General features: G+C 68.2%; 13 protein-coding genes. 8 read left to right on the plus strand and 5 right to left on the minus strand.

The genetic code is table 11. The annotated features are described in order from the left end of the window. Window positions 1-35: 35 nt before the first annotated feature. A complete protein-coding gene (locus tag NG1_RS06555) occupies window positions 36-416 on the minus strand; it encodes an NADH-quinone oxidoreductase subunit A (RefSeq protein ID WP_062969000.1) in 381 nt (126 codons plus the stop codon). 473 nt (window positions 417-889) lie between these two features. Further along, window positions 890-1,309: an Rv3143 family two-component system response regulator gene (locus NG1_RS06560; protein ID WP_062969001.1), complete on the minus strand. Its 420-nt coding sequence runs from the start codon at window positions 1,307-1,309 to the stop codon at window positions 890-892. 142 nt (window positions 1,310-1,451) lie between these two features. Between NG1_RS06560 and NG1_RS06565 the strand changes: the two genes are divergently transcribed. The 3 genes from NG1_RS06565 to NG1_RS06575 are packed head-to-tail and all read left to right on the plus strand — an operon-like array spanning window position 1,452 to window position 5,021. Further along, window positions 1,452-2,993: a hypothetical protein gene (locus NG1_RS06565; protein WP_062969003.1), complete on the plus strand. Its 1,542-nt coding sequence runs from the start codon at window positions 1,452-1,454 to the stop codon at window positions 2,991-2,993. A gap of 4 nt (window positions 2,994-2,997) precedes the next feature. After that, window positions 2,998-3,441: a hypothetical protein gene (locus NG1_RS06570; protein ID WP_062969005.1), complete on the plus strand. Its 444-nt coding sequence runs from the start codon at window positions 2,998-3,000 to the stop codon at window positions 3,439-3,441. Next, window positions 3,438-5,021 carry an FHA domain-containing protein gene (locus tag NG1_RS06575; protein ID WP_062969007.1) on the plus strand — a complete coding sequence of 528 codons (1,584 nt, stop codon included), beginning with the start codon at window positions 3,438-3,440 and terminating at the stop codon, window positions 5,019-5,021. Before NG1_RS06570 ends, NG1_RS06575 begins: the two co-directional genes overlap by 4 nt. A gap of 47 nt (window positions 5,022-5,068) precedes the next feature. Here NG1_RS06575 and NG1_RS06580 read toward each other — a convergent pair whose 3' ends face one another. Together NG1_RS06580 and NG1_RS06585 are read right to left on the minus strand one after the other, a co-directional pair. Continuing rightward, window positions 5,069-5,923, minus strand: a complete 855-nt coding sequence (locus NG1_RS06580) for a class I SAM-dependent methyltransferase (protein ID WP_062969009.1) — start codon at window positions 5,921-5,923, stop codon at window positions 5,069-5,071. A gap of 64 nt (window positions 5,924-5,987) precedes the next feature. After that, complete coding sequence (locus NG1_RS06585) at window positions 5,988-6,857, minus strand: LysR family transcriptional regulator (RefSeq protein WP_245659809.1); 870 nt, start codon at window positions 6,855-6,857, stop codon at window positions 5,988-5,990. Window positions 6,858-7,007: 150 nt separating this feature from the next. Here NG1_RS06585 and NG1_RS06590 point away from each other — a divergent pair, with 150 nt between their 5' ends. The 5 genes from NG1_RS06590 to NG1_RS06610 are packed head-to-tail and all read left to right on the plus strand — an operon-like array spanning window position 7,008 to window position 11,882. Further along, entirely contained in the window at window positions 7,008-8,450 is a 1,443-nt protein-coding gene (locus NG1_RS06590) for a form I ribulose bisphosphate carboxylase large subunit (protein ID WP_062969014.1), read from the plus strand. Window positions 8,451-8,471: 21 nt separating this feature from the next. Continuing rightward, window positions 8,472-8,894, plus strand: a complete 423-nt coding sequence (locus tag NG1_RS06595) for a ribulose bisphosphate carboxylase small subunit (RefSeq protein ID WP_043691098.1) — start codon at window positions 8,472-8,474, stop codon at window positions 8,892-8,894. Beyond that, entirely contained in the window at window positions 8,884-9,888 is a 1,005-nt protein-coding gene (locus NG1_RS06600; protein ID WP_062969016.1) for an AAA family ATPase, read from the plus strand. The genes NG1_RS06595 and NG1_RS06600 overlap by 11 nt, the downstream gene beginning before the upstream one ends. A 15-nt stretch (window positions 9,889-9,903) precedes the next feature. Continuing rightward, entirely contained in the window at window positions 9,904-10,992 is a 1,089-nt protein-coding gene (locus NG1_RS06605; protein ID WP_062969018.1) for a class 1 fructose-bisphosphatase, read from the plus strand. A gap of 11 nt (window positions 10,993-11,003) precedes the next feature. After that, complete coding sequence (locus NG1_RS06610; RefSeq protein ID WP_062969020.1) at window positions 11,004-11,882, plus strand: phosphoribulokinase; 879 nt, start codon at window positions 11,004-11,006, stop codon at window positions 11,880-11,882. A 31-nt stretch (window positions 11,883-11,913) separates the two neighbouring features. Here NG1_RS06610 and dinB read toward each other — a convergent pair whose 3' ends face one another. Then, window positions 11,914-13,149: a DNA polymerase IV gene (gene dinB, locus NG1_RS06615; protein WP_062969022.1), complete on the minus strand. Its 1,236-nt coding sequence runs from the start codon at window positions 13,147-13,149 to the stop codon at window positions 11,914-11,916. Window positions 13,150-13,185 lie beyond the last annotated feature (36 nt).

Here is a 13,185-nt window from a genome sequence, read left to right on the forward strand (position 1 = left end):
TCCACTCGTCTGCTACGAATTCGGTTGCGCGGCAATCAGTCCCAACTGAGACCGCCGCGCTTCCACTCGTAGGCGTAGGCCACCGAGACGTTGACGATGAACAACGCCATCGCGGCGAGACCGAAGAGACCGAGCGCATCGAAGTGGACTGCCCACGGGTAGAGGAACACGATCTCGATGTCGAAGATGATGAACAACATCGCGGTGAGGTAGTACTTCACCGGAAAGCGTTGTCCCGTAACGTTTCCCGGACCCCCCGCCACGGCGTGCGGGGTGGGTTCGATCCCGCATTCGTACGGTTCCAGCTTCGCCCGATTGCGCCGCTTCGGCCCGACCAGGGCCGATAGGGCGATGGAGAACAGCGCGAACGCCGCCGCGATCGCGCCGAGTACGAGCGTCGGCACCTCGATATTCACGACTGCACTTCCCCTCTTGCGAGCTGCAGCTGATAACAGCGTCCGAGGCGGGCTGACGTCGGTGTCCGCCTCGGACGGACTCGCCCCTCGGCTCCACGCGGAACCGGTCATTCCTGGATCCGGTTCCATGTGAGGTAGGGCACAGCCTACAACCGAACGGTCGCTCCGCAGCGGGTTTGGGGCCGCCGTTTGATCGAATTCAGTACAAGCATTTATGACCGAAACGGTGGTAATCCACGCGGACGCGCGCGACGTTGGGTGAACGGTCAGTTGGCTGGTGGCCGACAGAGGATATCGCGACGTCGAATGTGGTCCCGAGCGGGATCAGAGTCGGCGACAGCGATGGATGTACGGCGCCCGGGGGGTTGGCGAGGGAAGGCTTGGAACGGCGTTTCTCCGCGCCGAAGTGTGGCCCGGAGCTGGCCGCGACTAATTCATGATCGCTATGAATGGCCGAGCGGAGGACCCGGTGATCAAGCCGCGGAACGGCTGCGCAGCAGGGCGACAACAGCCTCGGTGAGCCGGAGCGGATCGATCGGATGCGCCACCGCGGCCTCCGCGCGGGACCAGCTCGCCAGCCATGCGTCGTCCGGCCGGCCGGTCAGCACCAGAAGCGGCGGGCACGCGTCCACTTCGTCCTTCAACTGCTTGGCGATACCGAGTCCACCGGTCGGGCTCGCCTCACCGTCCAGAACGGCCAGGTCTATGCCACCGGCATCCATCTGCGCGATCACCACCGGACCGGTGGCGACCTCGAGGTACTCGAACTCCGGTAACTCCGGGCTGGGACGCTTGCCCAAGGCCTGGATCACCTGGCGCCTGGTATCGGCGTCGTTGCTGTACACGAGAACCCGCAGAGGGGTGGAACGAGGGGAATCGGCCACGAACGGCATGGTACGTCCGCGAGGGCGGACCGCGTGGCAGGTTCGGCGCAGATGGTCTCGCGCGCGTCGTGCACCGCGCGTCGGCAGCGGCATCATCGGCCGAAAGCCGATGGCAAGCAGTTGATAAGAATCTGCCGGTAGAGTCCGGCCAATGCGGGGAGATATCACCCAGGCCCTCGTCGACACCGACGTATGGACCGATGAAATGCTGGGCAGCGCCGGGATTCCGGTGATCGACGTGCCGTTCGTGACCATCGGCAGCGGAATCGGATCGTTCGTCACCTACGACACGCTCCGGATCTTCGGCGTGCCCGCCGAGGCGATGGCGGTGCTCGGCCCGCAGGAGCACCCCTGGGCCTCCTACGAGTACCTGACCCGGGTCTCGCAGATCCCGCGCGGCGAGCGCCTGCGCAGCGACTCGGCCTCGATGCCGGACAATATGTGGGGCTTCCCCTCGTACGCGGTGCGGGAGGCCGTCGCGGACAAGTCGATCAAACCGCTGTGGAACGTCTTCGTCGAGCCCATCTTCGCCAACTACTACACCCCGCGCGCGGGCCAGGCGTTCGCCGCCATGGAGCGGGAGTTCCACCGCATCGGCTATGCCCGGTCCCTGCATCGCGGCCAGGTACGCATGGTGCGCAAGCGCCAGGGCGGCGGATACTTCACCATCCTCACCCCGCCGGCGGGTACGGCGCCGACCAAGCGGGTCGCCTTCCGCAGCACGTATGTCCATGTGGCGGTGGGGTATCCGGGTCTGAAGCTGCTGCCGGACCTGCAGGAGTATCGCGAGACCCACCGTGACCCGACACGGGTGGTCAACGCCTACGAGCCGCACGAGCACGTCTACCAGGCGTTGCAGCGGCGGCCCGGTACCGTGCTGATCCGCGGCAGCGGGATCGTGGCCAGCCGCGTCCTGCAACGGCTCATCGACGACCGCGACAAGTACCGGCTCGACACCCGTATCCTGCATCTGTTCCGCACGTATGTCGCCGGCCCGCACGGCAAGAACATCTTCAGCAGGCGCAAGGGCGGCGACGGATGGGCCTATCAGGGGTTCAACTACCCGAAGTCGGTGTGGGGCGGTCAGTTGAAGCAGAAAGTGCGCAACCTGCAAGGTGAGGAACGGGCGCGGGCGTACAAGGAGATCTCCGGCACCAACACCCCGATCCGGGACAACTGGCAGGAACAGTTGCGCCGGGGCCGCAGGGAGGGGTGGTATCAGGTGATGGCGGGCACGATGCGGGCTCCGCGCCCCGCCGGGGGACGCCAAGGCGTGGTCGCGACGATTCTTCCGGACGCCACTGCGCCGCTGCCGTTTCCGCCGCCGACGCAACCGTTCGACACGACCGTCGACTACATCGTCGACTGCACCGGGCTGGAAGCCGACATCCGCGAGCACCGTCTGCTGGCCGACCTGCTCGACCACGCCGGTGCCGGGCGCAATCCGCTGGGCAGGCTCGACGTGGACACCTCGTTCGAGCTGATCGGCACCCGCAGCGGCACCGGGCGGATGTACGCCTCCGGCAGCGCCACGCTGGGCGGGCCGTTCGCCGGTGTGGACACTTTCCTGGGGCTGCAGATCGCCGCGCAGGAGATCGCCGACGATCTGGCCGCGGTCGGGTTCTGCCGCAGGATGGGTCCGCTGCGCTCGACGCGGCAATGGTGGCTGTGGGTTACGAACGAGAAGATCTGAGCACATGCTTCCTACCTTGAACGGGCGAATCCAGACCCGTCTTCTCGCGCTGAGCGTGATCGGCTTCGTCGTCGCGCTGATCATCACCCCGTTTCTGCCGACCGGCTCGTCGAGCATCGGTCAGGCGTACCGGGTGACGTTGTCGGTCCTGCTGGCTACCGTTCTGGTCGGTGTGCTCTGGGAATTGCTCTACCATTTCCTGCAGCAGTTCCGCTGGGAGAAGGACTGGCCGACTCTGTTCGGTCTGGTCACCCTCGTCAACGAGGGGGCGCTGATGTGGGTCCTCGTGCGCCACACCACGGTGGTGCTGCCCGAACATCTACGTCCCTCGCCCGCGGCGTTCGGCATTCAATTCGTTCTCACGTGGATCGTCTTCTGGCTCATCGTGAACGGGCCGATGCGGGTGGTGTTCCACCGGTGGCGGTTCCAGGGCGGCCGGTTCCTGTGAGCGCGCAGATCGAGGTGCTGCCCGGCGCCCATCTGGTGGCGAGTGCGAGCGGCGTGGTCGTGGTCGTCGCGCACCGGGGCGACAGCGCCGTGACGGCGGAGACGATGGCGGCCCGGACGATGACGGCGCTGCTGGACATCGTGCGTGAAGCTGTCGCGCGCGACCGGCGCCGCAGCGGGCGCGCGGTGGCGCGGCTGGCCACGACGTGGCTGATGAGCCTGTCCAACGGTGAGGAGGACGAGGTCGAATTCGGGGTGATCACGCCGGTGGACGACGGCCTCGCGGTGTTCCTGCACGGTGGGGTCACCGCGGTGCTCGCCGGTCCCGGCCACCCGGAGGTGCTGCGCGGCCGGGACGCCGGATTCACCGTCGACCGCATGGTGACTCCCGCCCCCGTCGGCGGCGCGGGATTGTTCGTGGACGAGGCGGGCTGGGTCGCGGAGGCCCTGCCGGGGCGCGGGATCTTCGCGCTCGGCGAGGGGACCGCCCCGGGGTCGGGTGCGGTGCGGTGGCCGGGTGCGCTGCCCGGCGCGATCGACGGCGAACCGGAGAACCGGGGCGTCACCGAGTCCATGCGGCCATCCCGATCGGCGCACGAGCCGCCAGCGGCTACATCGGCACGGGAGCCCGGCCCCGCACCCGGGCGAACGGCGGCTCCGCAGCAATTCGAAGGACGCGCAGCGGCCGAACCGCCTGTCGTCCCGGAGCCGCCCTCGGTCGCGGCGGCGCCGCGACCCCACCCTGCCACGGGGCCGCAGCTCGCGCAGCAACCGCATCGTCCCGCGACGCAGCCGGGTTCCGAGCAGGTGTCCGGAGCAGCGCCACGGCGGGCGCCGAGCCTGCGCAAAGGCGAGGAATCCAACGACACCGCAACGGAAGTCGATCTCCAGGCGGCGTCGCGGCGGGCCATGCCACGCGAAGGCAGGACACCTCCGGTCGCGCAGCCGGTACCGCCGGGTTCCGAGCAGGGTCCGGCGCGGCCCGCCCATCGCACCGATCGGGAATACGCGATCGCCAACGACGCGAATGTCGCGGAGACGATGGTGCCCTCCTCCGAGGTCGTCGCGGACGCGCTCGGCTCGACCGGCTCGAACCCGCTGGGACACCGGGTGATCGTGCACGGCTTCCAGTGCGCCCGGCATCATCACAACGATCCGCGAGTGTCGTTCTGCGCGGTGTGCGGCATCCGGATGGATCAGCTCACCTGCGTGCTCAGCGAAGGGGTGCGCCCGCCGCTGGGGGTGCTGCTACTCGACGACGGCACGTCGTTCGTGCTGGACAACGACTGCGTTCTCGGTCGCGAGCCGGAGTATTCGGAGGCGGTCGCGCGTGGCGCGCGTCCGATACGGCTGGAGGACAGCTCCGGCGGGATGTCGCGAGCACACGCGGAGATCCGCCTCGTCGACTGGGACGTCACGGTCGTGGACGGCGGTTCCACCAACGGCACCCACATTCGTCATCCCGGACGTCAGGATTGGGTCCGGGCGGCCCCTGGCCTGCCGATAACCCTCGCCCCGGGCGCCCAGATCCAACTGGGCGGACGCGTCCTGACCTTCGACTCCCAGCACGGCCAGCTGTAACCGCGGGCCGCAGCACCGATCGGCGCGGTCCGCGGCGGCGGCTGTGGTCAGGCGTGACGGAAGCGGATGATGCCCGACCAAGGGTTGCGCATGGGTTTGCGGGGGTCGGGCTGGGGGAGGTAGGTGAACGGGCGCAGGTACCAAGGTGCACGGCGGAACTTGCGGGCGTACACCAGCAGGTTCTCCAGCTCGACCGGCTGCCAGCCGAGATCTTCGAAGAAGCGGACGCCGTTGGGCGGCTCGAACTTCATCGGCGCGTTGGCGAAGGTGTCCCCGGAACGCATCTTCTTCATGCCCAGGCTCAGGTCGAGCAGCCACCAGGCGATTTCCGGACGGGTCAGGGCGTCCGCCAGCTCGGTGACCGTAGCCGGATCGAGGTACATCAGCAGCCCCTCGGTGAGCACCAGGGCCTTCGACGCGGGGGCGGTGACCGGGCCGATCGCGCCGAGTGCCTCGTCGAGGAACTTCCCGCGGGCCTCGGGGTCGGCCAGATCGACCGCTCGGCGCAGGAGCACGCAGTGCGGCGTCTCACCGGCGAGCGCGTCGTCTTTCTCGGCGACGATCCCGGGCAGGTCCGCCTCGATCCAGAGCAGCTCGGCCGGGAGCTCGAGCCGATAGGGCCGGGTGTCCAGGCCGGCGGCGAGGTTGAGCACGCGGTCGCAACCCTCGGCGATCGCTTTCGCGACGAGGTCGTCGATCAGCTTGGTCCTGGTGACGATCGGCCACCCGTCCCGCATCATGCGGGGTGCGCTGTCGGCGATGGCATGGCCGCGTTCTCCGGCCAGCCGGTCGGCGAGCGGATCGCGGAACAGCGCGTCCCGGCGCGTCGTCTCGCGCGCACGGTAGGCCGCGACCCAGCGCGCGGTGTCGGACACGTCGGACGGTACGTCCCCTCGGGTCATGACAGCCAGTCTGTCATATCGATCCGGCGATCCTCCGCACCCGGCGTCCCGCCCAGGAGAGCGCTCAACCGGGGTGGAAAGCGTCGGAGCCGACCTCGGCCGGGTCGAGCAGATGGGTGAGGAACAGCCGGGTGGTCGGCGTCGGGGTGCGAGTGGTGATGGCATGCCACGGACGGTCCAGCGGAGTGCCCTCGACCGGCAGCACGCGCAGTACACCGTTCTCCAGATCATGGGAGATGGCATCGCTGTGGATCAGCGTGACGCCCAGGCCTTCTCGCGCGGCGGCCAGGACGGCGCCGTGCGAACCGAGGGTCAGCGTGGCCGGTTCGATCCGGAGCTGGTCGAGCAGGCCGAGGGTGGCCTCGCGGGTGCCGGAGCCGCGCCCGCGCAGCAGCCAGGTGGCGTGCAGCGGATCGAATTCCGGCAGGCCGACCACGACCAGGCTGCTCGGCCGCCGGGCGCGCACCACCAGCCCGGTGTCGCGCGGTGGGCGGCCCGCGATGACGAGATCCGTTTCGTGATGCTGCAATTCGAGGAACAGCGCGTCGCGTGGATGCACCGACAGGCTCAGTTCGATGTCGGGGAACCGGCGTCGGAACGACGCGAGCGGCCGCAGCAGAACGTATTCACCCGCGGTGGCGACCACGCCGATCCGCAGGCGCCCGGTCTCGGCGCGGCGCACCGCGGCCTGCGCCTCCTTCATCAGGCCGAGGATGCCGCGGCAGTATTCGGCGTAGACGCGGCCTGCCTCGGTGAGCGTGATGCCGCGCCCGGACTTCGCGATCAGCTTGGCCCCCAGCTGTTTCTCGATATGCGCGACGGCCGCGGAGACGGCTGCTTCGGTGATGTGCAGTTGCGCGGCGGCGCGGCGAATGCCGCCGTGGCGGGCGACGGCCAGGAAGGTTTCCATCCGTGCCGCGCTCACCATACCCATCGAACGACGGTAACAAACTCGAAGAAAAGGTTGAGTATCGCGAGAAACAATCAAATTGTTTGTCGGTATCCGGCCCGTCATCCTGGAAATCCCAAGGCACGCCCGTTCGCCCGGGTGCGGGTGTCCCGCAGTGGCACAGCAGGAGGAACGATGGCCGAAGAAATCGAACGCGACCGCTGGGATCCGGGTGTCCAAACCTACGCGTCGATGGGGTATTACGCGCCCGACTACCAGCCGACGGAGACCGACGTGCTCGCCGTGTTCCGGGTGACCCCGCAGCCCGGGGTCGATCCGATCGAGGCGGCCGCCGCGGTGGCGGGTGAATCCTCCACGGCCACTTGGACGGTGGTGTGGACCGACCGGCTCACCGCGCACTCGCGCTATCAGGCGAAGTGCTACCGCATCGACGAGGTCCCCGGGCGGCCGGGCGAGTACTTCGCCTACATCGCCTACGATCTCGACCTGTTCGAGGAGGGATCGATCACCAATCTGACCTCGTCGATCATCGGCAACGTGTTCGGTTTCAAGCCGCTGCTGGCGCTGCGGCTGGAAGACATGCGCATTCCGGTGGCATACGTGAAGACGTTCCAGGGGCCGCCGCACGGCACGGTGATGGAACGCGAATATCTCAACAAATACGGTAGGCCCCTGCTCGGTGCGACGGTGAAACCGAAACTCGGGCTATCGGCGCGCAATTACGGCCGGGTGATCTACGAGGCGTGCAAAGGCGGCCTGGATTTCACCAAGGACGACGAGAACATCAACTCCCAGCCGTTCATGCGCTGGCGCGACCGATACCTGTTCGCGATGGAGGGCGTCAACCGCGCGATGGCCGAGACCGGCGAGATCAAAGGCCACTACCTCAATGTGACCGCGGCGTCGATGGAGCAGATGTACGAGCGCGCGGAGTTCGCCAAGGAACTCGGCAGCGTCGTCATCATGATGGACCTCACCGTCGGATTCACCGCGATGCAGTCGATGTCGCACTGGGCGCGCCGCAACGGGGTGCTGCTGCACCTGCATCGCGCCGGGCATTCCACCTACACCCGGCAGAAGACGCACGGTGTCAGCTTCCGGGTGCTGGCCAAGTGGTGCAGGCTGATCGGCGTCGATCATCTGCACGCGGGCACCGTGGTAGGCAAGCTGGAAGGCGATCCCGCGACGACCAAAGGGTTCTACGACACTCTGCGGGAGAACCACATTCGGACCGAACCGGCCAATGGGATCTTCTTCGACCAGTACTGGGCGAGCCTGCCCGGCGTGATGCCGGTGGCCTCCGGCGGTATCCATGCCGGGCAGATGCATCAGTTGCTCGACCTGTTCGGCGACGACGTGGTGTTGCAGTTCGGCGGTGGCACGATCGGGCATCCGCTCGGTATCGCCGCGGGCGCGGAGGCGAACCGGGTCGCGCTGGAGGCGGTCGTCCAAGCCCGCAACGAGGGCCGTGACCTGCTGAAGGAGGGGCCCGAGGTGTTGCGCAAGGCGGCCGAGATCTGCCGCCCGCTCGATGTCGCCCTCGCTACCTGGGGTGATGTCACCTTCGATTACACCTCCACCGACGCGCCGGACGCCGTGCCGACGGCCAGCCGCTGACCATCCCGGAAGGACAAACCGATGTATCTACGGCACGGAACGTTCTGCTACCTGCCGCCGCTGACCGATGAGCAGATCGCCGCCCAGGTGCGCTACGCGCTGCTCAACAGCTGGCCGGTATCCATCGAATACACCGACGATCCGCATCCACGCAACGCCTACTGGGAGATGTGGGGACTGCCGCTGTTCGACCTGGACGAGCCCGACGGTGTCTTGGCCGAGATCAACGCCTGCCGAGCCACTTTCCCGCGGCATTACGTGCGGGTGCTGGCCTACGACGCCCGCTACACCAGGCAGACGACAGCACTGAGTTTCCTGGTGCAGCGGCCGCCCGACGAGCCCGGCTTCGTGCTGACCCGCACCGAGGGACCGGACCGCAGGCAGACCTACGGCCTGCACTCGTATGCCACGACCGTCCGCCCGGGAGACCGGTATGGCGGCTGAGCCCAACGGCTCGGGATTCCGTCTGCACCGGCCGGGGACCGACCTCCCCGGCGCGGTGCGGACGGCGCCCGCCGAAACGGAGGCGCCGGAGATCCTGGGCGAGGACGCGGTGCTGGATCTGGCGGCCGACATCGCAGGCCACGACGTCGAGGAGACGCTGCGCAGACTGGACGCGGAACTGATCGGCCTGGCCCCGGTGAAGCGGCGGGTGCGCGAGATCGCGGCGCTGCTGCTGATCGACCGCGCGCGGCAGCGATTCGGGCTGACTTCGTCGCGGCCGACCATGCACATGAGCTTCACCGGCGGACCGGGCACGGGCAAGACGACGGTGGCATTGCGGATGGCGCAGATGCTGCACGCGCTCGGCTACATCCGCAAACCCAAGGTGCACACCGTCACTCGTGACGACCTGGTGGGCCAGTTCATCGGGCACACGGCCCCCAAGACGAAGGAGGCGCTGGCCAAGGCGGCGGGCGGCGTGCTGTTCATCGATGAGGCCTACTACCTGTTCCGGCCGGAGAACGAACGCGACTACGGGCAGGAGGTGATCGAGATCCTGTTGCAGGAGATGGAGAACGAGCGCGCCAGCCTGGTGGTGATCTTCGCGGGATACCCGGACCGGATGGACCGCTTCTTCTCCGCCAACCCCGGTCTGTCCTCGCGGGTGGCCCACCACTTGGAGTTCGCCGACTACACCCATGCCGAGCTGCTGGACATCGCCGGACTCATGGTGGCCGCCGAGAACTTCCATTTCGACGACGCGGCGCGCAGCGCGTTCGGGGAGTACCTGGAACGCCGGATGGCCCGTCCGCGCTTCTCCAACGCGCGCAGCGTCCGCAACGCGCTGGACCGCTGCCGGTTGCGGCAGGCCAAGCGGCTCGTCGAGCTGCGCAGACCACTGACCAAGACCGATTTGATCACGCTCACCGATCAGGATGTGTACGGCAGCAGCGTGTTCACCGACCCCGGGCCCGCCGCACGAGCCCCCCGGTGACGAGATCGAGGCGCTATGCCAGAAGGACTGAAGACCCTCACCCGCTACACCATCGAGCAGGAGCATCGGCATCCCGGCTCGTCCGGTGAGTTCTCCGCCCTGGTGAACGTGATCGCGACCGCGACGAAGATCGTCGCCAATCAGGTCACCCGCGGCGCGATCGTCGGATCACTCGGCCCCTCGGGGCCGGACAATCCCCCGCTGACGGTGCACCGCGAACCGGACGCGATCGCCAACGACATCATGGTCGCCGAAACCCAGTGGACCGGCCATCTTTCGGCGTTGCTCTCCGAACAGATCAGCGAGATCCATCCGGTGCCCGCCACGCATCGGCGCGGGAAATACCTGCTCGCGTTCGATCCCTTGGACGGTTCGTCGAACATCGACGTGAACCTTCCGGTGGGCACGATCTTCAGCGTGCTGCGCGCGCCCGTGCGGGACACGGGGTCGCAGGACGGTCCGGCCGCGGAGGACTTCCTGCAGTCCGGTGTCGAGCAGGTGTGCGCGGGGTTCACGCTGTACGGGCCCGCGACCATGCTGGTGCTGACCACCGGCAGCGGCGTGGACGGGTTCACCCTGGATCGGGAGATCGGCGCGTTCGTGCTGACCCACCCGCGGATGCGCATTCCCGAGGACACGTCCGGTTTCGCGATCAACGCGGCCAACGAGCGCTTCTGGGAGCGACCCGTGCGCCGCTACGTGCACGAGTGCCTGGACGGTGTGGACGGGCCACGCGAGCGGGATTTCAACATGCGCTGGGTGGCATCGCTGGTCGCCGACACCTTCCACATCCTCACGCGGGGCGGGGTGTACCTGTATCCGCGCGACACCCGCCCGCCCGCGCGTCCGGGGCGGGTGGCATTGCTCTACGGCGCGAACCCGATCGCGTTCATCGTCGAACAGGCCGGCGGCGCGGCGACCACCGGCAGCGAGCGGGTGCTGGAAGTGCTGCCCGGGGATGTCCACCAGCGGGTACCGCTGATCTTCGGCTCCCGCAACGAAGTGGAGCGCATCGAGCGGTATCACCGTGAACCCGACGAGGGGCCCAGCTTCGACAGTTCGCTGTTCGGCAGGCGGTCGCTGTTTCGTCCGGCCCAGCGCTGAAGAGGAGAACCATGTCGGTCAAGCACCCGGTCGTCGCGATCACCGGATCCTCCGGGGCGGGGACCTCCAGCGTGACCCGGACCTTCCAGGAGATCTTCCGCCGCGAGGGGATCACCGCGGCCGTTGTCGAGGGCGACGCGTTCCACCGCTACGACCGCAACGAGATGAAATTGGCCATGGCCGAGGCCGAGCAGACCCGCAATCTGCGGTTCTCGCATTTCGGTGAGGAAGCCAACCTGCTGAAAGAACTGGAGACGCTGTTTCGTGACTACGGCGAGACCGGCGTCGGGACCGTGCGCCGATACCTGCACGACGAGACCGAGGCCAAGCCCTACGGCCAGTCACCGGGAACCTTCACGCCGTGGGAGGAATTGACGCCGGGCAGCGATCTGCTGTTCTACGAGGGCCTGCACGGCGCGGCGGTCACCTCCACGGTCGATGTGGCCCGGTACACCGATCTGCTGGTCGGCGTCGTGCCGATCATCAATCTGGAGTGGATTCAGAAGGTGATCCGGGACAAGACCGAGCGCGGCTACTCCAGCGAGGCCGTGATCGACACGATCCTGCGGCGGATGCCGGACTACGTCACCTACATCTGCCCGCAATTCTCCCGCACCTACGTCAACTTCCAGCGCGTGCCGACGGTGGACACGTCGAATCCGTTCATCGCGCGCACCATTCCGACGGCGGACGAGAGTTTCGTGGTGATCCGGTTCGCCGACCCGAAGGTGATCGACTTCCCTTATCTGCTGTCGATGCTGCACGACTCGTTCATGTCGCGGTCGAACTGCATCGTTGTCCCCGGCGGCAAGATGGAGCTGGCCATGCAGCTGATCTTCACGCCGCTGATCCTGCGGTTGATGGACAAGCGGCCGAAACGGGCGTACTGAGGGATGGTGCGGCCGCGGCCCGCCGTCGGCGTCAGTCGGGGAGGAGCGGGACCGAGAGGCCCTCGCCCCGGTGCAGGAGGGTCGCGCGAGTGACGGCGGCGGAGCCGAAGCGCTTGCGCAAGTCGTCGAGGGTCGCGTCGAGGGTGCCGGTGGCGCGGGCCTCGAAGGGCAGCGAGAGCTGGACGGTGTCGGCGTCGTCGAGATTGGTCAGTGCCAGGCCGATCAGGGTGAGGCCGCGCTCCTGGATGAGCGGCATCGCGCCGGTGAGCAGAGCGCGGGCCGCGCACAGGATCGTCTCGGTGTGGTCGGTGGCCTGGGTGAGGGTGTGGGAGCGGGTGGCCCGGGCGAAATCGTCGAAACGCAGCCGCAGCACCACCGTTCGGCACACCCGGTCGGCGGCGCGCAGCCGCCTGCCCAGCCGGTCGGTGAGCCCGTGCAGGTAGGCCTCGATCTCGTCGGGTGGACGGCGCTTGCGCCCGAGGGCGCGCTGGGCGCCGATCGAACGCCGCCGCCTGCCGGTCTCGACGCGACGCGGATCCCGCGCCCAGGACAGGGCATAGAGGTGGCGGGCGGCGGCGGGACCGAGTATCGCCCGCAGCGGGCGCTCGCCGTGTTCGGCCAGCTGACCCACGCGGGTGATGCCGTGCTCGTGCAACGTGCGCGCGGTGACGTCGCCGACACCCCAGAGTCTCTCCACCGGCAGCGGATGCAGGAACTCCAGTTCGCCGTCCGGTGGGACCAGCCGCAATCCGTCGGGCTTGGCGACGGCGCTGGCCACCTTGGCGAGGAACTTGGTGCGGGCGATGCCCACCGAGATGGGCAAGCCGACCAGGTCGCGGACTTGCGCGCGCAGCCGCGTCGCGATGGCGACCGGCTCGCCCGCGATCCGGCGCAGGCCGCCGACGTCGAGAAAGGCCTCGTCGATGGAGATGCCCTCCACCACGGGCGTGGTGTCGCGAAAGATCTCGAAGACGGCCTTGCTCGCCTCGGCGTAGGCCGACATCCGCGGCGGCACCACGATCGCGTGCGGGCACAACCGGCGCGCCTGCCCGCCGTTCATCGGGGTGCGCACCCCGAACGCCTTCGCCTCATAGCTCGCCGCCAGGACCACGCCGCCGCCGACGATCACCGGCTTGCCGCGCAGCCGCGGGTCGTCCCGCTGCTCGACCGAGGCGTAGAACGAGTCGAGGTCGGCATGCAGGATCGATGCCTCCGGCCGCGCGAGTATCCGGGGTCTGCGGGGGACGGACGCATCGGACACGAACATATGTTCGCATAAGCGTCCGTCTGGCGTGTCGAACTC

Origin of the sequence: Nocardia gamkensis NBRC 108242 (assembly GCF_001612985.1) — a bacterium.
Classification (GTDB): Bacteria; Actinomycetota; Actinomycetes; order Mycobacteriales; family Mycobacteriaceae; genus Nocardia; species Nocardia gamkensis.

Excerpts from the sequence above, each read along its gene's own strand:
- NG1_RS06570 (WP_062969005.1), top strand. The coding sequence starts at position 2,998 with ATGCTTCCTACCTTGAACGGGCGAATCCAGACCCGTCTTCTCGCGCTG.
- NG1_RS06595 (WP_043691098.1), top strand. The coding sequence starts at position 8,472 with ATGTATCTACGGCACGGAACGTTCTGCTACCTGCCGCCGCTGACCGAT.
- dinB (WP_062969022.1), bottom strand. The coding sequence starts at position 13,149 with ATGTTCGTGTCCGATGCGTCCGTCCCCCGCAGACCCCGGATACTCGCG.
- NG1_RS06610 (WP_062969020.1), top strand. The coding sequence starts at position 11,004 with ATGTCGGTCAAGCACCCGGTCGTCGCGATCACCGGATCCTCCGGGGCG.
- NG1_RS06565 (WP_062969003.1), top strand. The coding sequence starts at position 1,452 with ATGCGGGGAGATATCACCCAGGCCCTCGTCGACACCGACGTATGGACC.
- NG1_RS06600 (WP_062969016.1), top strand. The coding sequence starts at position 8,884 with ATGGCGGCTGAGCCCAACGGCTCGGGATTCCGTCTGCACCGGCCGGGG.
- NG1_RS06585 (WP_245659809.1), bottom strand. The coding sequence starts at position 6,857 with ATGGGTATGGTGAGCGCGGCACGGATGGAAACCTTCCTGGCCGTCGCC.
- NG1_RS06580 (WP_062969009.1), bottom strand. The coding sequence starts at position 5,923 with ATGACCCGAGGGGACGTACCGTCCGACGTGTCCGACACCGCGCGCTGG.
- NG1_RS06605 (WP_062969018.1), top strand. The coding sequence starts at position 9,904 with ATGCCAGAAGGACTGAAGACCCTCACCCGCTACACCATCGAGCAGGAG.
- NG1_RS06560 (WP_062969001.1), bottom strand. The coding sequence starts at position 1,309 with ATGCCGTTCGTGGCCGATTCCCCTCGTTCCACCCCTCTGCGGGTTCTC.
- NG1_RS06590 (WP_062969014.1), top strand. The coding sequence starts at position 7,008 with ATGGCCGAAGAAATCGAACGCGACCGCTGGGATCCGGGTGTCCAAACC.